The 20892-nt window shown below is 74.1% G+C and carries 20 protein-coding genes; 11 read left to right on the forward strand and 9 right to left on the reverse strand.

Annotated elements, in window-relative coordinates; genetic code table 11:
- Nucleotides 1–14: 14 nt before the first annotated feature.
- The gene (locus tag ACH4PU_RS04615) at nt 15–542 is read right to left on the reverse strand and encodes a DUF1360 domain-containing protein (protein ID WP_398265893.1); all 528 of its coding nucleotides are present in this window, start codon (nt 540–542) and stop codon (nt 15–17) included.
- Between the two features lie 164 nt (nt 543–706).
- Between ACH4PU_RS04615 and ACH4PU_RS04620 the strand changes: the two genes are divergently transcribed.
- Nucleotides 707–1720, forward strand: a complete 1014-nt coding sequence (locus tag ACH4PU_RS04620) for an SMP-30/gluconolactonase/LRE family protein (protein WP_398265896.1) — start codon at nt 707–709, stop codon at nt 1718–1720.
- Between the two features lie 14 nt (nt 1721–1734).
- On the opposite strand, the gene ACH4PU_RS04625 is transcribed toward ACH4PU_RS04620, so the two are convergent.
- Entirely contained in the window at nt 1735–2058 is a 324-nt protein-coding gene (locus ACH4PU_RS04625) for a plasmid stabilization protein (RefSeq protein WP_398265899.1), read from the reverse strand.
- Nucleotides 2059–2192: 134 nt separating this feature from the next.
- Complete coding sequence (locus ACH4PU_RS04630; protein WP_398265902.1) at nt 2193–2729, reverse strand: DUF6328 family protein; 537 nt, start codon at nt 2727–2729, stop codon at nt 2193–2195.
- Between the two features lie 213 nt (nt 2730–2942).
- Here ACH4PU_RS04630 and ACH4PU_RS04635 point away from each other — a divergent pair, with 213 nt between their 5' ends.
- The gene (locus tag ACH4PU_RS04635; RefSeq protein WP_004955622.1) at nt 2943–3098 is read left to right on the forward strand and encodes a hypothetical protein; all 156 of its coding nucleotides are present in this window, start codon (nt 2943–2945) and stop codon (nt 3096–3098) included.
- A gap of 52 nt (nt 3099–3150) precedes the next feature.
- Here the strand turns inward: ACH4PU_RS04635 and ACH4PU_RS04640 are convergent, their stop codons facing one another.
- Nucleotides 3151–3831: an HAD family hydrolase gene (locus ACH4PU_RS04640; RefSeq protein ID WP_398265905.1), complete on the reverse strand. Its 681-nt coding sequence runs from the start codon at nt 3829–3831 to the stop codon at nt 3151–3153.
- Complete coding sequence (locus ACH4PU_RS04645) at nt 3828–5033, reverse strand: zinc-dependent alcohol dehydrogenase (protein WP_398265908.1); 1206 nt, start codon at nt 5031–5033, stop codon at nt 3828–3830. The genes ACH4PU_RS04640 and ACH4PU_RS04645 overlap by 4 nt, the downstream gene beginning before the upstream one ends.
- Before the next feature lie 184 nt (nt 5034–5217).
- Here ACH4PU_RS04645 and ACH4PU_RS04650 point away from each other — a divergent pair, with 184 nt between their 5' ends.
- Both ACH4PU_RS04650 and ACH4PU_RS04655 read left to right on the forward strand, forming a co-directional pair.
- Nucleotides 5218–6783 (forward strand): FAD-dependent oxidoreductase, encoded by a 1566-nt coding sequence (locus ACH4PU_RS04650; RefSeq protein ID WP_398265911.1) that lies wholly within the window; start codon nt 5218–5220, stop codon nt 6781–6783.
- 277 nt (nt 6784–7060) lie between these two features.
- Entirely contained in the window at nt 7061–8026 is a 966-nt protein-coding gene (locus tag ACH4PU_RS04655) for a glycosyltransferase family 2 protein (RefSeq protein WP_398265913.1), read from the forward strand.
- Nucleotides 8027–8087: 61 nt separating this feature from the next.
- Here ACH4PU_RS04655 and ACH4PU_RS04660 read toward each other — a convergent pair whose 3' ends face one another.
- The 4 genes from ACH4PU_RS04660 to ACH4PU_RS04675 all read right to left on the reverse strand — a co-directional run bounded on the left by ACH4PU_RS04660 (nt 8088) and on the right by ACH4PU_RS04675 (nt 13436).
- Nucleotides 8088–9338: a serine hydrolase domain-containing protein gene (locus ACH4PU_RS04660; protein WP_398265916.1), complete on the reverse strand. Its 1251-nt coding sequence runs from the start codon at nt 9336–9338 to the stop codon at nt 8088–8090.
- A 121-nt stretch (nt 9339–9459) separates the two neighbouring features.
- Nucleotides 9460–10239, reverse strand: coding sequence for an SDR family NAD(P)-dependent oxidoreductase (locus ACH4PU_RS04665; RefSeq protein WP_398265919.1), 780 nt, complete (start codon nt 10237–10239; stop codon nt 9460–9462).
- 57 nt (nt 10240–10296) lie between these two features.
- Nucleotides 10297–12684: a glycoside hydrolase family 65 protein gene (locus ACH4PU_RS04670; RefSeq protein ID WP_398265922.1), complete on the reverse strand. Its 2388-nt coding sequence runs from the start codon at nt 12682–12684 to the stop codon at nt 10297–10299.
- Nucleotides 12681–13436 carry an HAD family hydrolase gene (locus ACH4PU_RS04675; protein WP_398265925.1) on the reverse strand — a complete coding sequence of 252 codons (756 nt, stop codon included), beginning with the start codon at nt 13434–13436 and terminating at the stop codon, nt 12681–12683. The genes ACH4PU_RS04670 and ACH4PU_RS04675 overlap by 4 nt, the downstream gene beginning before the upstream one ends.
- 673 nt (nt 13437–14109) lie before the next feature.
- Between ACH4PU_RS04675 and ACH4PU_RS04680 the strand changes: the two genes are divergently transcribed.
- The 7 genes from ACH4PU_RS04680 to ACH4PU_RS04710 all read left to right on the forward strand — a co-directional run bounded on the left by ACH4PU_RS04680 (nt 14110) and on the right by ACH4PU_RS04710 (nt 20865).
- Nucleotides 14110–14949, forward strand: coding sequence for an SDR family oxidoreductase (locus tag ACH4PU_RS04680; protein ID WP_398265928.1), 840 nt, complete (start codon nt 14110–14112; stop codon nt 14947–14949).
- Nucleotides 14946–16043 carry a class I mannose-6-phosphate isomerase gene (locus ACH4PU_RS04685; protein WP_398265931.1) on the forward strand — a complete coding sequence of 366 codons (1098 nt, stop codon included), beginning with the start codon at nt 14946–14948 and terminating at the stop codon, nt 16041–16043. Before ACH4PU_RS04680 ends, ACH4PU_RS04685 begins: the two co-directional genes overlap by 4 nt.
- Nucleotides 16044–16173: 130 nt before the next feature.
- Complete coding sequence (locus ACH4PU_RS04690) at nt 16174–16971, forward strand: class I SAM-dependent methyltransferase (RefSeq protein ID WP_398265934.1); 798 nt, start codon at nt 16174–16176, stop codon at nt 16969–16971.
- Nucleotides 16972–17063: 92 nt separating this feature from the next.
- Complete coding sequence (locus tag ACH4PU_RS04695; RefSeq protein WP_398265937.1) at nt 17064–18152, forward strand: glutamate--cysteine ligase; 1089 nt, start codon at nt 17064–17066, stop codon at nt 18150–18152.
- Nucleotides 18153–18309: 157 nt separating this feature from the next.
- Nucleotides 18310–19179, forward strand: coding sequence for a MetQ/NlpA family ABC transporter substrate-binding protein (locus ACH4PU_RS04700; protein ID WP_398265940.1), 870 nt, complete (start codon nt 18310–18312; stop codon nt 19177–19179).
- Nucleotides 19180–19184: 5 nt separating this feature from the next.
- The gene (locus ACH4PU_RS04705) at nt 19185–20213 is read left to right on the forward strand and encodes a methionine ABC transporter ATP-binding protein (protein ID WP_398265945.1); all 1029 of its coding nucleotides are present in this window, start codon (nt 19185–19187) and stop codon (nt 20211–20213) included.
- A complete protein-coding gene (locus ACH4PU_RS04710; RefSeq protein ID WP_398265949.1) occupies nt 20203–20865 on the forward strand; it encodes a methionine ABC transporter permease in 663 nt (220 codons plus the stop codon). Before ACH4PU_RS04705 ends, ACH4PU_RS04710 begins: the two co-directional genes overlap by 11 nt.
- The last annotated feature ends 27 nt before the right edge of the window (nt 20866–20892 follow it).

The following is a 20892-nucleotide window of genomic DNA, read 5'->3' on the forward strand; positions in this document are numbered from 1 at the left end:
AACCTCCTCGACGGTCACTCGCCGACGGCCTGCTGCATCCGGACCCGTGCGAACTGCAGCAGGTCGGAGCCGGTGAGCGCGGTGAGGGCGGCGGCGGCCAGCCGGGTGGGCCGGGGGGCGAAGACCAGCCCGGCCGCGAGCCCGCTGACGATCCACAGACCGGTGCAGAACGGGCAGGTCAGCAGCTCGCCTACGACCTTGCGGGCGCCGTGGCCGCGCACCTCCTCCTGGACTTCGCCGGGGCCGCCGGCGCCGCGGAAGCGGGCGAACGGGACCCGCAGCGGGCTGGTCACGGAGTCCTTGGTGATCAGCCGGGACAGCCGGTGGGTGGCGCCCGCGCACAGCAGCACGTCCCACGGTCCGGGCTCGGGCACCCGGCGGCCGGCGAGCCGGGCGGCGCCGGCCAGGGCGGCGATGCCCGCGACGTACACGCCCATGGCTCCGGCGTACGCGCCGACGGGGTGGTCCTCGCCTCCGTAGGCGTCCCGTTCCTCGTCGGCGGCCCGCCGCAGGCGGTTCTCGGCGTCCTCGGGGCTCGGCATGGTGCCTCCTGCTGCGCGCGTCGGTGGTCGGTCCGGGTCCGTGCCGCGCCCCGCCCACCGTGCCACGGGGTGGCGGTGCGCGCACGTCGGCCGGGGACGGCCGTTTTCCCGGCGGGGCCGTGGGTACGCTTCCCGGCCTCGTCCCGCCAGGAAGGGTTCTCCCGATGTCCTTGCGCAAACCCCCTCTCCGTCCGGTCGTCTGGCACCCGCCGCGCCGCCCCCGGGGCCCCGTCCCCGGCGCCGCGCCGGCCGGACTGCCCCCGGTGCGGCGGCTGCCGCTGGGCGCCGCCGGCCCGGAGGACGTCCGGTGGGACGCCGTCTCGGGCCGGCTGCTGACCGGGGTGGCGGACGGGCGGATCCTCTCCGTGGACCCGGCGGGCGGCGGCCCGCCCCGGACGCTCGCCGCCACCGGCGGCCGTCCGCTGGGCCTGTGGCCGCTCCCCGACGGGCGACTGCTGGTGTGCGACGCCGCACGCGGGCTGCTGCGCCTCGACCCGGCGTCCGGGCGCACCGAGCCGCTGCTGGGGGCGGACGGCGATCCGCTGTGGGTGTGCAGCAACGCGGTCGTCGCGCCGGACGGCGCCGTGTACGTCAGCGACGCCTCCGCCCGCTTTCCGCTGGAGCACTGGATGGGCGACCTGCTGGAGCACTCCGGCACCGGCCGGCTGCTGCGGTACGAGCCCGGGGCCGCGCGCCCCGAAGTGGTGCTGGACGGGCTGCAGTTCGCCAACGGCGTGGCCGTGACCGGCGACGGCTCGTCCGTCGTGGTCGCCGAGTCGGGGGCGTACCGGCTGACGCGCCTGTGGCTGACGGGCCCGCGGTCGGGCCGCCGCGAGGTGTTCGCCGACGACCTCCCCGGCTTCCCCGACAACCTCTCCACCGGCCCGGACGGCCTCGTCTGGGTGGCCCTGGCGGGTCCGCGCGAGCCCGCGCTCGACCTGCTGCACCGGTCACCGCCGCTGCTGCGGCGCGCCGTCTGGGCGCTGCCGTCCGGGCTGCTGCCGGATCCCCGGCCGGTCGTCCGGCTGCTGGCGCTGGACGCGGCGGGCCGGGTGGTCCGGGACCTGCGGCGGCCGTCGCCCGGCTTCCGCATGGTGACCAGCGTGTGCGCCCACGCCGGGCGGCTGTATCTGGGGAGCCTGGTGGAGTCGGCGGTGGGGGTGGTGGAACTGCCGTGACCCTTGGGGCGGTCTCAGCGGCCGAGGGCGCGCTTCAGCTCGTCCTTGTTCATCTGCGACCGGCCCTCGACGTTCTTCTTCTTGGCCTCTTCGTAGAGCTGGTCCCTGGTCGGGCCCTTGGCCCCGGAGTGCGACCGCTGACCGCCCCGCTTGGAGGACGACATGTCCTGGAGGGAGGTGCGGCTGGCCGTCCTGGACTCGCCGGCGCGGGCGCGTTCCTTGTTGACCGTGCGGCTCGCGATCTCCTTGGCGCGCTTCTCGCTCGCGCCGCGCGACTCCGCGCTGTCCTTGATGTGCTCGTACTGCCGCTCGCGCTTGGGGCTGGATCCTGCGGGCATGGTGGTGCTCCTTCGCTCGCTGCGCTCGTTCCCCCCTGGGCTCGTCTGCCCTCACCGTGACACGCCATGCGGGGCGCCGCCGGGGGAACGGGACCGATCGGGGGCGGGACGGCGGACCCGCCGGGCGGCGGGTGTCACTTGCGGGCGCGGTAGCGGAACAGGGCCCAGCACGGCAGGGCGAACCAGCAGAACACGAACCACACGACGATCCCGGCGACCACCCACGGCACCGCCGGGCCGCGCAGGGCGACCCGCAGGATGAGCAGCAGCGCCGAGGCCACGGTGGCGAGCAGGAGCATCAGGCCGACGACGGTCAGCCGGGACACCCACACCACCGTCTCGGGCTTCAGCCGCCGGCCGGTGACGATCCGGTGGAAGGAGACGGGCCCGACCAGGGAGCCGGTGGTGGCGGCCCCGAGCAGCACCGTGACGACGTAGATGGTGCGGTCGGTCGGGGCGAGGGTGGTGAAGCGCGGGGTGAAGGCGACGGTCAGCAGGAAGCCGAAGAGGATCTGCACACCGGTCTGGGCGACGCGCACCTCCTGGAGGAGTTCGGTCCAGCGCCGGTCGGCGCGCTCCTCCGGCGTCTCGTGGCGCCCCTCCATCTCGTGCCGCTCGGTCTCGTCCTCCCCCCTCCGCGCGCGGTGGTCGCGTTCTCCGGGCGTGGGCATGGGGCGTCCTCCTCTGGCCGGGGCGGGTACCCCCGCGCATACCCGGCCATGCACGCCCCGGGGCGGCGCCGGAGCCCCCGCCGACGGGAGGGCGGGCTCCCGGTCGCCGGAATCCGGGGGCGGACGACCAGGACAAAACGGATCAGGCGGAGGACACTGGAGATGCACAGGCCGTCCCCACGGCGGGTGGGCGACCGACAGGAGGTGATCACTGTGGTGCCGCTGCTGCTGGTCCTGATCCTCGCGATCATCCTCTTCGGCGCGGGTTTCGCGGTGAAGATTTTGTGGTGGATCGCGCTGGCCGTGCTGGTCATCTGGCTGCTCGGCTTCCTCGTCCGCTCCGGCGGAGGCCGGTGGTACCGCTGGTAGCGCGGGCCCGCGCCCGGCGAGCCGCCGGGCGCGGGTCACCGGCCGCGCCTGCTCAGGCCTTCTCCAGACGGGCGAAGGGGCTGTCGTCCAGCCCCGCCAGCAGGTCGGCGGGGTCGCGGTAGACCGCGACCGCGCCGGCCTCCTCCAGTTCGGCGCGCGCGATGCCGCCGGACAGCAGGGCGACGCAGTCCACTCCGGCCTTGCGCGCCGCGTGGACGTCCCAGACGGTGTCGCCCAAGAACAGCGCGCGCCCGGGCTCCGTCCCGGCCTGTTCCAGGGCCTGCCGCACGGGGTCGGGGGCGGGCTTGCTCGCCTCGACGTCGTCGGCGCTCGTCGCGGCCAGGATCGCGTCGTCCGCCCCGATCGCCTCCCGCAGCGCGGCCAGTTCGGAGCCCTGGGCCGACGTGGCGAGGACGACGCGCCAGCCGCGCCCGGCGAGGGTCCGCACCAGTTCCCGGGCGCCCTCGACCACCGGCAGCCGTTCGAACCAGGTGGCGTAGAGCGTCTTGTGCGCGGCGCTGATGTCTTCGTCGGCGTCGCGGTCGCGGTCCTCGCCCAGCAGCCGGTCGAGGAGCCTTCCGGAGCCCATGCCGATGGTGTGGTGGATGTCCGTCATCGCGACCCGGTGCCCGGCCTGGCGGAGCGCCTCGAACCAGCAGACGGTGTGCAGGTAGTTGGTGTCGACGAGGGTGCCGTCGACGTCGAGGAGGGCCGCGAGCGGCCGGCCGGTCACGCGGCGGCTCCGGGCTTCAGCAGGGTCTTGACCATGCCGTCCTCCTTGGCCTGGAAGGTCCGGTAGGCGTTCGGGCCCTCCTCCAGCGGCAGCGTGTGGGTGGCGAAGCCCTCGACGCCCAGCGGGTCGGCGTCGTCGAGCAGCGGCAGGATGTCGTCCACCCAGCGGCGGACGTTGGCCTGGCCCATGCGCAGCTGGATCTGCTTGTCGAACATGGTCATCATCGGCATCGGGTCGAGCATCCCGCCGTAGACGCCGGAGAGGGAGACGGTCCCGCCGCGGCGCACCGCCTCGATCGCCGTGTGCAGCGCCGACAGCCGGTCCACACCGGCCCGCTCCATCAGCTTCCGCGCCCACGCGTCCGGCAGCATGCCGACGAGCTGGTGGGCGGTCTTCCCCGCCGGCGCGCCGTGCGCCTCCATGCCGACGGCGTCGATGACGGCGTCGGTCCCGCGCCCCTGGGTGAGGTCCCGGATGGCGGTGACGACGTCGTCGCCGGGTTCGGTGTGGGCGCGCAGGTCGAGGACGGTGACACCGCGTGCGGCGGCCCGGGCCAGCCGCTCGGGCACCAGGTCGACACCGATGACCAGGCTCGCGCCGCGGTGCAGGGCGATCCGGGCGGCCATGTCGCCGATCGGTCCGAGGCCGAGCACGGTGACGGTTCCGCCGGGCGGGATCGCGGCGTACTCGACGGCCTGCCAGGCGGTGGGCAGGACGTCGGAGAGGTAGACGTACCGCTCGTCGGGCGGCCCGTCCGGCACCTTGACCGGCAGCGTGTTGCCGAACGGGACCCGCAGGAACTCGGCCTGCCCGCCGGGCACTTGGCCGTAGAGTTTGCTGTAGCCGAACAGGGCGGCGCCCATGCCGCGCTCGCGCACCTGGGTGGTCTCGCACTGCGACTGCAGGCCCTGGTTGCACATGTGGCAAGCGCCGCAGGAGACGTTGAAGGGCACCACGACACGGTCGCCGGGCGCCAGGGCGGTGACGTCCGGGCCGGTCTCCTCGACGACGCCCATCGCCTCGTGGCCGAGGATGTCGCCCGGGTCCAGGAACGGTCCCAGGACTTCGTAGAGGTGGAGGTCCGATCCGCAGATGCCGGTGGAGGTGACGCGGACGATGACGTCCGTGGGCTCCTCCAGCCGGGGGTCGGGGACCGTCTCCACCCGGACGTCCCGCTTTCCGTGCCAGGTCAGGGCCCGCATGCCGTCTCCCTCGTGCCGCTCGTCATCGCTCCGTGCCTGTCGCCCCGGCTCCGGGAGGCCGGATTCCGGATCCCGGGTTCCCCGGCGGCGTCCGCCGAAACCGGGACGCGGGCGGGTCGGCCGAACGGACGAACCGCGGGCGCGCACCCGGGTACGTCCGCCGCGCGGGGGAATCCGTTCCTCCATGGCGCACCCTTCCGGCCCCTCCGGCCCGCTCCTGCACGGTGACCCCGAGTCGTACTGGCTGTCCACCGCTCCCGCCTCCCCCGACTCCGCGTACCCCCCGCTCACCGGCACCGGGACCGACGTCGACGTGGCCGTGATCGGCGGCGGCGTCGCCGGGCTCAGCACCGCGTGGGAACTGGTGCGCGCCGGACGGTCCGTGGCCGTCCTGGAGGCGGACCGGATCGCCGCCGGGGTGACGGGCCACACCACCGCCAAGGTCACCGCCCTGCACGGCCTGGTCTACGCCCGGCTGCGGCGCACCCGCGGCCCGGAGGGCGCGCGGCTGTACGCGCGGTCGCAGGGCGAGGCGGTCGAGCGCGTCGCGGAGGTGGCGGCGCTGCTGGAGGCCGACTGCGAGCTGGAACGACGGCCGGCCTTCACGTACGTCACCCGCCCGGAGGGCCGCGGCGAGGTCCGCGAGGAGGTCAACGCGGCGGCCCAGGCCGGGCTCGACGCGACGTACGTGGAGCGGACCGGCCTGCCCTACCGGGTGGAGGCGGCCGTGCGCCTCGACGACCAGCTCCAGTTCCACCCGCGCAAATACCTGCTCGCCCTCGCCCGGGACCTGGTCGCGCGCGGCGGCGCCATCCACGAGCACACCCGGGTCACCGGCCTGGACGAGGGCACGCCCTGCCGGGTGACGACCGCGGACGGCGCCGTGCTCACCGCGCGGGACGTGGTGGTCGCCACCCACTACCCGGTCTTCGACCGGGCCCTGCTGTTCGCCCGCCTCTCGCCGCGCCGGGAACTGGTGGTCACCGGCACCGTGCCCGCCGACCAGGACCCGGGCGGGATGTACATCACCTCCGAGGGCGGTACGCGGTCCGTCCGCAGCGCGCCGCACGAGGACGGGCGGCGGCTGCTCATCGTCACCGGGGAGAGCTTCAAGCCCGGCACCGCCGACGTCGCCGCCCGCTTCGAGCGGCTGGCCGCCTGGGCCCGCGAGCGCTTTCCCGCCCTCGTGTTCGACCGGCACTGGGCGACCCAGGACAACGACTCCACCGACACCGTCCCCCTGGTCGGCGCCTTCCACCCGCGCGCCCGCCACACCTGGGTCGCCACCGGCTTCGGCGGCTGGGGCATGAGCGGCGGCGTCATGGCGGGCCGGCTGCTCACGGAACTGATCGACGACCGGCGCCCGCCGTGGGCCGACCTGTACGACCCGCGCCGGCTGTGGCCCCAGGTCCGCGAGGTTCCCGCCTTCCTCCGGCACCAGGCCGAGGTCGCCCGCCACTTCGTCGGCGACCGCCTCCGGCCGGGCGGCGCGGACGCCGTAGCCGGCATCGCCCCCGGGACCGGCGAGGTGGTGCGCGTCAACGGCCGGCACTGCGCCGTGTACCGCGACGAGGACGGTACCGCGCACGCGGTGTCGGCCCGCTGTACGCATCTGGGGTGCCTGGTCGCCTTCAACGCGGCGGAACGGGCGTGGGAGTGCCCCTGCCACGGGTCGCGGTTCGCGCCCGACGGGTCGGTGCTTCAGGGGCCGGCGGTACGGCCCCTGAAGCGGCGGGAGGTCGGGGGGTGAGGGTGCCCCGGTCCCTCCCTTTCACCGCTTCCTGGGGCTGCGCCCCAGACCCCCTTGTCGCGGCTTCGCCGCTCGTCCTCAATCGCCGGACAGGCTGGATTTCGCGGCCGGGCGCACGATTCAGCCCGTCCGGCGATTGAGGACAACCGCGCGAAGCGCGGTTTCGGGGGTGCGGGGGCCTGCCCCCGCAAGAAACGGTGAAATGGGGGTCCCTCCTCCGGGGGGGACCGGGGCACCCCCACCGTTTGCGCCCCCGCGCAACGGTTACCCAGGGACCGTGCCCCCCGCCCCCACCCCCCGCGTAGGCGTCGTCCTCATCACCCGCAACCGCCGCCCCCGCCTCCTCCACACCCTCCGCCACCTCACCGAACTCCCCGAGCACCCCCCGATCCTCGTCGTCGACAACGGCTCCCGCGACGGCACCCCCGCCGCCGTGCGCGACCTCCATCCACGCGTCCGTCTCCTGGAGACGGGACGCAACCTCGGCGCCGTGGGCCGCAACCTCGGCGCGGCAGCCCTGGACACGCCTTACGTCGCGTTCGCCGACGACGACTCCTGGTGGGAGCCCGGCTCCCTCGCCGCGGCGGCCGAGCTGTTCGACGCCCACGCGCGCCTCGCCCTGATCGCCGCCACCACCCGGGTGGGCGCCGAGGGCCGTCCCGATCCCATCAACCGCGTCCTCGCGGCCTCCCCTCTCGGCCGGGCGCCCGATCTGCCCGGCCCGTCCATCCTCGGCTTCCTCGCCTGCTCGGCCGTCGTCCGGCGGGAGCCCTTCCTCGAAGCGGGCGGTTTCGACCCGCTGCTGCACTTCGGGGGCGAGGAGACCCTGCTCGCCCTCGAACTGGCCCGGAGGGGCTGGGGGCTGGTCCACTGCCCCGCCCTCGTCGCCCGGCACGTCCCCGACCCGGCGCCGCGCGCCGGCCGGCCCGCGCGGGCGCGGCGCAACGAGCTGCTGACGGCCTGGCTGGTCCGTCCCCTGCCGTACGCCCTCTCCCGCACCTGGTCGCTGGCGCGGGACTGCTCCGGCGACCGGGAGGCCCGGCGCGCGCTGGCCGGGGTCCTGCGCCGGCTCCCCGCCGCCCTGGCCCGCCGGCGCCCCCTGCCGCCGGCCGTCGAACGCGGCGCGCGGCTCGTCGAGTCGGCGCCCTGCCGGAACGGCCGCCCGTCATCGTCGTCGACAACGCCTCGTCCGACGGCACGACCCGGGCCGTCCGCGAACTCCGCCCCGGGGTCCGGCTGCTGACCCCCGGCCGCGACCTGGGCGCCGTCGGCTCGCGACCTCCGCTGCGTCGGCTGAGCCGCCGCTAGCCCTTCCCCTTCGTGGCCGCTTCCGCTATGCGGAGGGTCATCTTCATCTGGGACTGGTCGCGGTGGGTGGGGTTGAAGGAGTACACGAGCCGGCGCTGCTGATCGCGGGTGGCGACCATCGCCGAGTTGTAGCCGTACCGCTCACCGGTCTTGCCCCAGAACGTCACCCCGTTCACCGTGACCGTCTGCAGCCCGGCGCCGTAGCGGGCCGGATTGCCGTCCACCATGCGGACGTTCGCGGGCGGCAGCGTGAACATCTTCTCCAGCTGTGCCGCCGGCAGCAGCCGGCCGGAGAAGAGCGCGGAGAGGAAGCGGTCCAGGTCCCCGGTCGTGGAGATCATCTCTCCTTCGCCCCAGGCTTCCGTCTGGTCGTACACCGTGGCGTCCCGCAGGGTGCCGTCGGACATCGCCAAGTAGCCGTGCACGTGCGGCCCGTGGATCGTGACGTCCTTGCCGGGCACGGACGTCCGGGTGAGGTGGAGGGGGCGGATGACCCGCTTGCCTATCTCCTGCCCGTAGGCGTGGCCGGTCACCTTCTCGATCACCATGGCGGCCAGCACGTAATTGATTCCTCTGTACTCCTGCTTGGTTCCCGGGGCGAATCTCATCGGTCCATGGCTCACCAGGGACACCATCTCCCGCGGCGTCCAACGGTCGTAGCGGTGCTGGAGGACCTTCTCGGGGGTGGAGACATCGGGGGTGCCCTTCTCCGCCGGCAGGCCGCTGGTGTGGTTCAGCAACTGGGTGATCGTGATCGGCGGGAAACCGGCGGGCAGCACACCCGGCAGGTAGCGCTGGACGGGGGCGTCGAGGTCCACCTTGTGCTCCGCGGCCAGTTGCAGCACCACGGTGGCGACGAACACCTTGGTGATGCTGCCGATCCGGAACGCGTCCTCCTGCCGTACGGGACGCTTCGTCCGGAGGTCCGCGACGCCCGACGTGCCGTACCAGCGCCCGGCCGAGCCGTCGACTCTCACCTGCGCGGCCGTGGCCTGCGGGTCGCCGAGGTTCGCGAGGGCCGCACGGAGGGCCTGGATGTCCAGCGGGGGTACCGCCTGCCCCCGGGCGGTGGCGGGGGTCGAGGCGCCCCCCGTGTCGGCCGCGGCCAGGGCGGTCGGCGCCCCCGCGGTCAGGAGCAGCGAACCGGCCAGCGCGGCCCCGGCGAGGGCCCGTCGGCCGCGCCGGGCAGCGGAGGGCGCGGACGCGCCGGTAGAAGACGAAGTGGACTTCGGAGAAGAGGAATTCATGGGCTCCATGCTTCTCCGCCGGCAGCGGCCCGGCATCCGGGCCTTCCCCCACTTCACCCCTGACCCCACCCTGAGAAAATGCCGACGTCCCCTCAGGGTCGCCCCGTGGGAGGGACTCCGCTCAGTGCACCGAGAACCCTCCGTCCACGAACACCGACTGCCCCGTCACATACGCCGAAGCCCGGCTCGCCAGGAAGACCGCCGCCCCCGCGAAGTCCTCGGCGATCCCGTTCCGTCCGACGAGGGTGCGGGCGGCGAGCGCGGCGACCTTCTCCGGGTCGGAGGAGAGGCGTGCGTTGAGCGGGGTCATGACGAAGCCGGGGACGAGGGTGTTGCAGGTGACACCGTACGGTGACCAGGCCTCGGCCTGGGAGCGGGCGAGGGATTCCAGGGCGCCCTTGGAGACGCCGTACGCGCCGCTCTGCACGAACGCCCGGTGCGCCTGCTGCGAGGTGACGTGGATGATCCGCCCGTATCCGCGCTCGGCCATGCCGGGCCCGAACCGCTGCCCGAGCAGGAAGGGGGCCTCCAGGTTGACGGACAGGGTGGCGTCCCACACGTCGTCCCCCAGCTCGCCCATCGGCGGACGCAGGTTGATGCCCGCGCTGTTGACGAGGATGTCGGGCTCGCCGAACGCCCGGACGGCCTCCTCCGCGGCGGCGCGGACGCCGTCCCGGGTGCCGAGGTCGGCGCTGACCCGCGCCGCCCGGCCGCCGTGTGCCGCTATCTCGCGGACGGTGTCGTCGAGTTCGGCTTCTCTGCGGGCCACCACGACGACGCTCGCCCCGGCCCGGGCGAGGGCCACCGCCATCGCCCGGCCGATGCCGGAGCTGCCGCCCGTGACGACGGCGACCCGCCCGTGCAGCGAGAACAGGTCGGAGAGGTAATCGGTTGCACTCATGACCGCACCCTAGGGCGCGTCCCAATGGTCACACCAGCCTCACCGACCCCACCTGAATCATCGATGTCCCGGAGGCGCCTCTGACTCGGCGTGGGCGACCGCCCGGCGCCGCGCCGGGCTGCGCCCCGCGGGCTGTTCCGGCGCGGGCCGGGCCGGAAGCTTCGGCACCTCGCGGGACTCCGGCGCGGCGGGCGTGACCGTCAGTCGCTCGCCGCAGTGCCAAATGTCCAGGGCCTCCCCTTCCAGGAGGGTGTACGTGGCCGTGGTGCCCGTGATCTCCACCCGCAGCCTGCGCCCCCTGACCTGGAGGGTGAAGGCGAGCCTGCCGAGCTGTTCGGGCAGCCGGGGCGCGAAGGCGAGCGCGTCGCCATGGTCGCGCATCCCGCCGAACCCCATGACCAGGGCGAACCAGGTGCCGGCGAGGGAGGCGATGTGTATCCCGTCGCGGGTGTTCCCCTCCAGGTCGGAGAGGTCCATCATGGCCGCCTCGCCCAGGTAGTCGTAGGCGAGCCGCATATGGCCCACCTCGGCGGCCATGACCGCCTGCCCGCAGGCGGAGAGCGAGGAGTCGCGGACGGTCAGCGCCTCGTAGTAGGCGAAGTTGCGCGCCTTCTGCTCGGCGGTGAAGGCGTCACCGCGCAGGCACATGGCGAGGACGAGGTCCGCCTGTTTGACGACCTGCTTGCGGTAGAGGTCGAAGTAGGGGAAGTGCAGCATCAGCGGGTACTGGTCCTCGCCCGTCCGCGCGAAGTCCCACATCTGGTGGCCGGTGAACCCCGCCGACTGTTCGTGGACGCCCAGTTCCTCGTTGTACGGCAGCGTCATCCGGTGGGCCGCGTCGCGCCAGGCGGCGGTCTCCTCGTCGTCGACGCCGAGGGTGCCGGCCGTGTCGGGGTGGCGCTCGGCCGCGTGCGCCGCCGCACGCAGGTTCTGCTGTGCCATCAGGTTGGTGTACAGGTTGTCGTCGCAGACGGCGCTGTACTCGTCGGGGCCGGTCACACCGTCGATGTGGAAGTCGCCGTGGTGGTCGTGGTGGCCCAGCGACCGCCAGAGCCGGGCGGTCTCGACGAGCAGCGGCAGCCCGATCTCCCGCTCGAAGTCCTCGTCGTCGGTGGCGGAGACATAGCGCACCACCGCGTCCGCGATGTCGGCGTTGACGTGGAACGCGGCCGTGCCGGCCGGCCAGTAGGCCGAGCACTCGTCGCCGTTGATGGTCCGCCAGGGGAACGCGGCACCGCGCAGCCCCAGTTGGCGGGCGCGTTCCTGGGCGGCGGGCATGGTGCTGTGGCGCCAGCGCAGCGCCTGTTCGACGGCCTGGGGGGCGGTGTAGGTGAGCGCCGGGAGGACGAAGGACTCGGTGTCCCAGAAGCAGTGGCCGTCGTAGCCGGGTCCGGTGAGGCCCTTGGCGGGCAGGGCGCGGGCCTCGCCGCGGGCGCCCGCCTGGAGGACGTGGAACAGGGCGAACCGGACGGCCTGCTGGATCTCGGCGTCCCCGTCCACCTCGACGTCGGCGCGGGCCCAGAAGTGGTCGAGGTAGGTGCGCTGTTCCTGGAGCAGCCCGCGCCAGCCGGTGCTGGTGGCGCCGGCGAGGGCGGCGTCCACCTGGTCGTGCAGGGCGGAGACGGAGCGGACGGCCGACCAGCCGTGGGAGACGAACTTCTCCACCCGCAGCCGCTGTCCCGAGCCGAGCCGCGCGGCCACGGTGAGCCGGCTGAGGTTCTCGCTGCTCTCCGACGACATCTCGGTCTTCTCGGGCCCGTCCACGACGTGGTCCGCCGAAACGGCGACCTTCAGGTCGCTGCGGGCCGTTCGGTGCAGCAGCCGCAGCCGGGAGCCGTGGGCGGCGGCCTGCTCCGGGACGAGCGGGTCCTTGAGCTGGGACGCCGTCCGCGGGTCGCCGCCCAGGTCGGGCATCTCCTCGTTGGCCACCAGCTCCGACTGGACGACGATCCGCACGTCGCCGTCGAGGGGTTCCACCTCGAACGCCACCGCCGCCACCGCGCGCTGGGCGAAGGAGACCAGCCGGGTGGAGCGGACGCGGACGCTCCGGCCGCTGGGCGACGTCCACTCGGCGGTGCGGTGCAGCAGGCCGGTGCGGAAGTCCAGCACCCGTTCGTGCCGGTGCAGCCGGCCGTAGCGGAGGTCGAACGGCTCGTCGTCGACGAGCAGCCGGATCACCTTGCCGTTGGTGACGTTGATGACCGTCTGGCCGGATTCCGGGTAGCCGTAGCCGGCCTCGGCGTAGGGCAGCGGGCGGAACTCGAAGACGCCGTTGAGGTAGCTGCCCGGCAGCCCGTGCGGCTCGCCCTCGTCCAGGTTGCCGCGCCAGCCGATGTGGCCGTTGGACAGCGCGAAGACCGACTCGCTCTGGGACAGCACCCCCAGGTTGAGCTCGGTCTCGCGGAGGCACCAGGGCTCGACGAGGTAGGCCGGATGAGTAATCACGCTGTCTCCCCCAGATGATCCGAAAGAAGGTCCGAAAGGTCGTCCACGACGACGTCCGCACCGTGTTGGCGCAGCGCGTCGGCCTGGTCCGCCCGGTTGACGCCCACGACGTGGCCGAACTTCCCGGAGCGCCCGGCCTCCATGCCGGCCAGGGCGTCCTCGAAGACCGCGGCCTCGGCCGGCGTCACACCGAGCGCCTCGGCGGCGGCGAGGAACGTGTCGGGGTGCGGTTTGCCCGGCAGGTGCCGTTCGGTGGCGACCAGGCCGTCGATCCGTACCTCGAACAGGTCCTCGATGCCCGCCGCGACGAGGACGTCGCGGCAGTTGGCGCTGGACGAGACGACGGCCCGGCGCAGCCCGGCCGCCCGGACGGCCTCGACGTACCGCACCGAGCCGGGGTAGGGCTGGACGCCCTCCTTCTTGATCTTCGCCAGGACCAGGGCGTTCTTGCGGTTGCCGAGGCCGTGCACGGTCTCCCGGTCCGGCGGATCGTCGTCGTCCCCTTCGGGGAGGGTGATGTCGCGCGAGGCCAGGAAGGTCCGGACGCCGTCGGCCCTGGGCATGCCGTCGACGTACGCGTCGTAGTCGGCCACCGGGTCGAACGGGCGGAAGTCCGGCCCGTCGCGCTGGGCGAGGAAGGCGTCGAACATCTCCTTCCAGGCCGCGGCGTGGACGGTCGCCGTCCGGGTGAGGACGCCGTCCAGGTCGAACAGGCAGGCGCGGACGGTGGCGGGCAGGCCGAGAGCGGTCACGGTGTTTCCCCTTTCCCTGGTCGCGGCACCGCCTGCCCACGGAGGGGGCGAATCACTCGTTCGCCCGCACGGGGCAGCGGTCCCGTCGAGGCGGTCTGCCCGGCCGGGGGGCCGTTGACGCCCGAGGGCGCCGCCGCCGGTCCCTCACGCGCGCGGACCCGGGAGCGCCCACGGCCGTACCCGGGTCCGCACACGGGCGTACCCGGGTCCGCGCACGCCCGCGTGAGATCCCCGCGCCCAGCGGGACGGTGAACCTCACGAGCGCCGGTCCGCGCCCTCCCGCGCGCGGCTCCCGAGTGCGGCGGTACGGCTTCTCCGCTCCCACCCGGGTCCGCGCACGCCCGCGTGGCGCCCCCGCCGCCGGGGGTCCCCACACGCTTCCTCGCGAGGCCGCCGTCACCGGCGCTCTCCCGCGCGGCCGCGCGCCGTGCGCCATCCGGCCACACCGCCCGGCACGGGCGGCCCGCCTCTCCCCGCCGCGGCGGCGGACCGGCGAGGCTGGGCGCCGGTGCCGACCGTCGGCGGGGTGCCGCCCCGCGGTGCGCATCCGGCCCGTCCGGCCGGGTACGCGGAGCCGGTACCGAGAAGACCCCCAGGGAAGATCCCCCACGGAGGATCCCCAGACATCCCCGCGCGCCCTCCCCGAGGGCCGAGCGCGGAGCGAGGAGGCACCATGACCCGGCCGGCACAGCAGCAGGAGGTCCCGGGCGTCGAGAAGGAACTGCGGCCCCGGGCCGACCACGGCGAGGAGAGCTACCAGGGGTCGGGGCGGCTGAAGGGCAAGGTGGCGGTGGTCACCGGCGGGGACAGCGGCATCGGCAAGGCCGTGGCCATCGCCTACGCCCGGGAGGGCGCCGACGTCCTGATCTCCTACCTGGACGAGGAGGAGGACGCCCGGGACACCGCCCGCTGGGTGGAGCGGGCCGGGCGGCGGGCCGTGCTCGTTCCCGGCGACCTCGCCCGGCCGGAGCACTGCCGGGCGGTGATCGCCAAGGCCGTCGAGGAGTTCGGCCGGATCGACGTGCTGGTCTCCAACGCCGCGTTCCAGATGACCCACGGGACGCTGGAGGAGGTCACGGACGAGGAGTGGGACCGCACCCTCGCCACCAACCTCAGCGCCATGTTCCACCTCTGCAAGGCCGCGCTGCCGCACATGGGCGCCGGGGCCTCGATCATCGGCAGCAGCTCGGTGAACTCCGACATGCCCGTGCCGACGCTGCTGCCGTACGACGTCACCAAGGCGGGCGTCGCCAACTTCTGCGCCGCCCTCGCCCAGCTCGTCGGCGAGCGCGGCATCCGCGTCAACAGCGTGGCCCCGGGCCCCATCTGGACGCCGCTGATCCCCTCCACCATGCCGCCCGAGCAGGTGGAGCACTTCGGCGAGCAGACCCCGCTGGGCCGTCCCGGCCAGCCCGCCGAGGTGGCGCCCGTCTACGTCCTGCTCGCCTCCGACGAGGGCAGCTACATCTCCGGCGCCCGCGTCGCGGTGACCGGCGGGAAGCCCATCCTGTGAGCGCGGCGCCCGGCGTCCCCTGGTACCCGCTGGAGCTGACGACGCCCGTACGGCAGCACGTCTTCGGCGGCCGGGCCATCGCGGACCGGCTGGGCCGCACCGGGCTGCCGGCGGGCCGGGTCGCGGAGACCTGGGAGGTCAGCGACGTGGACGGGGACATCGCCCGGGTGACCGACGGGCTGCTGGCCGGGCGGACGCTGCGCGAGCTGTTCCTCGGGCACCCGGACGAGCTCGCCGGGCCGGGCCGGCGCGGCCCGCACTTCCCGCTCCTCACGAAGTTCATCGACGCCCACGGCGCGCTCCCCGTCCACCTGCACGCCGACGACCGCACCGCCCGGCGGCTGGAGAACCAGCCGCACGGCAAGACCGAGGCGTGGCACATCCTGCACGCCGCCCCGGGCGCCACCGCGTACGCCGGAGTGCGGGAGGGCGTCGGCCGGGACGCCCTGCGCCGGGCACTGCTGCGGCAGGACTTCGACGCGGTGCTGCGCCGGATCCCCGTCCGCGCCGGGGAGACGGTCTACGTGCCGGGCGGCACCGTGCACAGCTTCGGGCCGGACACGCTCGTCTACGAGATCGAGCAGACCTCGGACGTCCAGCAGCACGCCATGCGGCACCGGATGGAGGACGGCTCGCCGCTCTCGGACGACGAGTGGCACGCCAACGTCGGGCGGCTGCTGGAGCAATGGGACCCCGCGCCGCGGCCCCGGTGCCTGCCCGGCCTGGCGCTGCCCGCTCCCGGCGGGACGCGGACGCTGCTGACTGCGGGACCGTACTTCGCGCTCGAACGCTGGACGGTCCCCGCAGGGGAGACGCTGCGGCACTCCTTCACCGGCGCCCTCGTCGTCACCGTCCTCGACGGCCCGGCGGAACTGAGCTACGCCGGCGGCACGCTGACTGTGGGACGGGCCCGGACGGTCCTGCTGCCGGCGGCGCTCGGCGAGGTGGAGCTCACCGGTCCCTGCTCGGCCCTCGCCGGCCGGGTGCCGGACGATCTCGACCGGGACGTCCGCGCGCCCCTGCGGGCGGCGGGCCACGCGCCGGAGGCGGTGGCCGCGCTGGTGGCGTCCAATCCGGACCCCGCGGCGGACTGAGGGGCGCCGGACGGGTTCCGTACGCGCGTACCGCGCGCGACACGCGGGCAGGAACGTGCCTGCGCGGCGCGGGCCGTGGAACGCGGTGCCATGGCCGAGGGGGACGGGACAGGGAAAGGGGTGGTGCCGGATGCCCGTGCCGTTCGCCGGGTCCGGCCTGGTGCGCGTACTGGAGGTCGAAAGCGCCGCCTACCGGCGGGCGTTCGAGCTCTTCCTGGCCGGGACGGACGAGAAGGAGGACATCGAGGCGCGCCTGGTCGGCCTCGTCGAGGGGCTCGGGCGGCGCCGGGTGTTCCTGGACGTCGGCGCGGGCGAGGGGCGGACCACCGCCCGCCTGGCGCCGTACTTCGGGCGGACGGTCGCCGTCGAGCCCAGCGCGGCGATGCGGGAGGCGCTGCGCCGCGCGTGCCCCGGTGCCACCGTGGTGGCGGAGCCCGTCGACCGTGCCGAGCCCGGGGTCCGGGCGGATCTGGTCCTCCTCTCGCACGTGCTGTACTACCTGCCCGGGGAGGAGTGGGCCGGCGCCCTCGACCGGGTCTTCGACTGGACCGCGCCCGGCGGCACCCTCCTCGTCCTGCTGCAGAATCCGGACAACGCGTGCATGCGCATGGTCCGGCACTTCACCGGGGCCCGGTTCGACGTGCGGACCGCCACCCGGCGGCTGGTGGAGCGGCAGGCGGGGCGGGTCGCCGACTGGTCCGTGGAGACGGTGGACAACGCGTACCGGACGGCCGATCCGGGCGAGGCCCTGGACACCGCCGAGTTCATGATCAATGTGCCCGGTCTGAAGGACCTGGACCCGCTTCCCTCCCGGGCCGGTCTCGCCGCCTACGTGGAGGAGCACTTCGCCCGGCCGGACGGCACGTATGTCATCGGTCACGCCCACGACGTCGTGCGGGTCCGCCGCGCGCCGGATCCGCCCGGCTGAGAGCGGTTGCGTTTCGTCGGCGCAACCCAGCCCGACCTGGGTATACGGGCTGCGAACTGCAAGCGGAACCCTGGGAAGGGGCGGATGGCGGCATGCGAAGCGTCGGAGTGGAAGAGGAGCTCCTCCTGGTGGATCCGGACAGCGGGGAACCGCGGGCCGTGGCCGGGACGGTGCTGGCACTGGAAGACCTGGCCCGGGGGGACGATCCGGAGCTGGAGAAGGAGCTCCAGCGGGAGCAGCTGGAGACGGCCACCCGGCCGACGGCGGACATGACGGATCTGGCGGCGGAGGTTCGGCGGCGGCGCGCCACGGCGATCGAGCGGGCGGGGGCCGTCGGCGCCGCGGTGGCGGCCCTGGCCACCTCGCCGCTGCCGGTGGCCCCGTCGCTGAGCGCGGGCCGGCGCTACCGGCAGGTGGCCGAGGAGTTCGGGCTCACGGCCCAGGAGCAGCTCACCTGCGGGTGCCATGTGCATGTGAGCGTCGCGTCGGACGAGGAGGGGGTGGCGGTCCTGGACCGGATCCGCCCCTGGCTGGCCCCTCTGCTCGCGGTGAGCGCCAACTCCCCCTTCTGGCAGGGCCACGACAGTGGTTACAGCAGCTACCGGAGCCAGGTGTGGGGCCGCTGGCCGTCGGCCGGACCGGTGGAGGTGTTCGGCGGTCCGGAGCGGTACCACGCCCACGTACGGCAGTTGCTCGACACGCGGACGCTGCTCGACAAGGGCATGATCTATTTCGACGCGCGGCTGTCGCGGAACTACCCCACCGTGGAGATCCGGGTGTCCGACGTCTGCCTGGACCCGGACGACACGGTGCTGGTGGCGGCGCTGGCCCGGGGGCTGGTGGACACGGCGGCCCGCGACTGGCGGGCCGGCCGGCCGCCGGAGCCGGTGTCCGTGGGTCTGCTGCGGCTGGCGTCGTGGCGGGCGGCGAAGTCCGGCGTCACGGACGGGCTGGTGCACCCGCTGGAGTGGACCCCGGCCCCGGCGGAGACGGTGGTGCGGGCGCTGGTGGACCACGTCCGCGACGCGCTCTCGGACGCCGGCGACCTGGCCCTGGTGGAGGAGTCGGTGGCACGGCTGTTCGCCCGGGGCGGCGGCGCGGACCTCCAGCGCGCGGCCCTGGCCCGTACGGGCGAGCTGCCGGCGGTCGTCAAGGAGGCGGTCGAGCGCACGGCCTCCTGAGGGCCACCCTCCCTGACATCCTTTGTTTCATTTCAAGGAAGTGAACCCTTCCTTTCATCGCCAGGCCATTCCAGGTTTCGCTCCTACGATCTCCAGCAACCGCCGGTGATCGTCTTCCGCACCGGCCCTGTGTCGGCACCACCCGGAATGAGCCCTCATGAAACACGTACTCCGCCGCGCCGCGGCGACGTCCGCCGCAGCCGCCCTCGCCGCCCTGCTGTCGGCCTGCGGGATGTCCGGCTCGGCCGCCGACGGACAGGTGCGGATCGGGGTGAACGGGTCCGACCCGGAGTGGGACGTGCTCGCCGAGGAGGCCAAGAAGGAGGGCATCGACGTCACGATCGTCAACTTCGACGACTACCAACTGCCCAACCGGGCCCTGGCGGACGGTGACATCGAGCTCAACGCCTTCCAGCACCTGGCGTTCCTCGGCAAGTTCAACCAGCAGAACGGCACCGACATCGTGCCGCTCGCCTCCACCTCCGTCGCCCCCATGGGCCTGTACTCGCTCAAGCACAAGTCGGTGGACGACATCCCCGACGGCGCCCGGATCGCGATCCCCAACGACCCGTCCAACCAGGGCAGGGCGCTGCTCGTGCTCCGCGAGGCCAAGCTGATCGGGCTCAAGGAGAAGGCCGGCATCTACGGCACGCCGGACGACGTCACCGACAACCCCAGGCACCTCAAGCTCACCCCGGTCGACGCCCAGCAGACGCCGCGCGCGCTCAAGGACACCGCGGCCTCCGTCATCAACGCGGGCGTCGCCGAGCAGGCCGGCTACCGCGTCGGGCAGGCCGTCTTCCGGGACGACCCGGAGAGCGCCGCCACCCGCCCGTACGTCAACGTCATCGCGGCGCGGGCGAAGGACAAGGACGACGCGACACTGCGCAAGGTCGTCCGGCTCTACCGGTCGGCCAAGGTCCAGGCGGCCGTGCGGAAGTCCGGCAAGGGCGCGCGCTACGTGGTGGACATCCCGCCCGCCGCGCTGGAGAAGGAGCTCGACCGCCTCACCAAGCAGGGGAGCTGACGGCCGTGATCGAACTGCGGGACGTCCGCAAGACCTACCCCGGCAAGCACGGCACGGAGTTCACCGCGGTCGACGGGGTGTCCCTGACGGTCGCCGAGGGCGCCGTCCTGGGCGTCGTCGGGCACAGCGGCGCCGGGAAGAGCACCCTGCTGCGGCTCGTCAACCATCTCGAAGTCCCCACCGCGGGGCGCGTGCTGGTCGGTGGCCGGGACCTCACGGCCCTCGACGAGCGGGGGCGGCGGGCCGTCCGGCGCTCCATCGGGATGGTCTTCCAGCACGTCAACCTGTTCCGTTCGCGCACGGTCCTCGGCAACGTCGCCTATCCGCTGCGGCTGGCCGGCACCCCGCGTGCCGAGGCCCGACGGCGGGCCCTGGAGGTGCTGCGCTTCGTCGGCCTGGAGGACCGCGCCCGGCACTGGCCGGAGCAGCTGTCGGGCGGCCAGCGGCAGCGCGTCGGCGTCGCCCGGGCCCTGGCCACGTCGCCGAAGGTGCTGCTGTGCGACGAGGCGACCTCGGCCCTGGACCCGCAGACCACCCGGGAGGTGCTGGAACTGCTGCGGCGCGTCAACGCCGAGCTGGGCATCACCATCGTCCTCATCACGCATGAGATGGACGTGGTCCGCTTCCTGTGCGACCAGGTGGCCGTGATGTCGGAGGGCCGGGTGGTGGAGAGCGGCGAGGTGTACGAGGTGTTCGCCCGGCCGCGGCACCCGGTCACCAAGGTGTTCGTCCGCTCCGCGCTCGGGGACCCGCCCGAGGGCGAGGCGCTGGAACGGCTGCGCGGCCGGCACGCCGGGCGGCTGGTCACCGTCCCGGTGACGCGGGACGCGCCGGGCGCGGCGCACCTTTCGCGGCTGCTGCGCGAGCACCGGGTGGACTTCACGATCGCCCACGCGGGCGTCGGCGAGGTGCGCGACGCCGCGCTCGGCAGCGTGACGCTCGAACTGCGGGGCGAGGAAGGGGACGTGGACGCGTTCGTGGCGGCGCTGGACGCCGTCCGGACCACGACGGAGGTGGGCGCCGGTGCACGCTGACTGGAGCGTTTTCTGGCCCAAGGTGGTCGACGCGACCGGCGAGACGGTCTACATGGTGCTGGTCACCCTGGCGCTGTCGGCGGTGCTCGGCATGGCCGTCGGCCTCGCCCTCTACGCCACGCGCAAGGGCGGGGTGCTGCCGAACCGGCTGGTCTTCGCCGTGCTCAACACGCTGGTGAACGTCGTCCGGCCGGTGCCGTTCGTCATCGCCATCGTCGCGCTCTCCCCCGTGACGCGCGAGGTGGTGGGCACGATGATCGGAACGGACGCGGCGGTCTTCCCGATGGTCGTCGTGGCCACCTTCGGCGTCGCCCGGATCGTCGAGACGAACCTGCTGTCCGTCGAGTCCGGGGTGATCGAGGCCGCCCGGTCGATGGGCGCCGGCCCGCTGCGGATCCTGCTCACCGTGCTGGTGCCCGAGGCCCTCGGGCCGCTCGTCCTCGGCTTCACGTTCATGCTCGTCGCGCTGATCGACTTCTCGGCGGTGGCCGGGACGGTGGGCGGCGGCGGGGTGGGCAATCTGGCCATGTCCTACGGCTATCTGCGGTTCGACACCTCGGTGATGGTCGTGGCGGTGGCGGTGCTGATCGTTCTCGTGCAGATCGCGCAGCTGCTGGGAAACGCGCTGGCCCGCAAGGTGCTCCGCCGCTGATCCCCGCCGCTTGCGCGGCCGCCGGGC

It is taken from the genome of Streptomyces sp. NPDC021100, from assembly GCF_044333095.1.
In the GTDB taxonomy this organism is placed as follows: Bacteria; Actinomycetota; Actinomycetes; order Streptomycetales; family Streptomycetaceae; genus Streptomyces.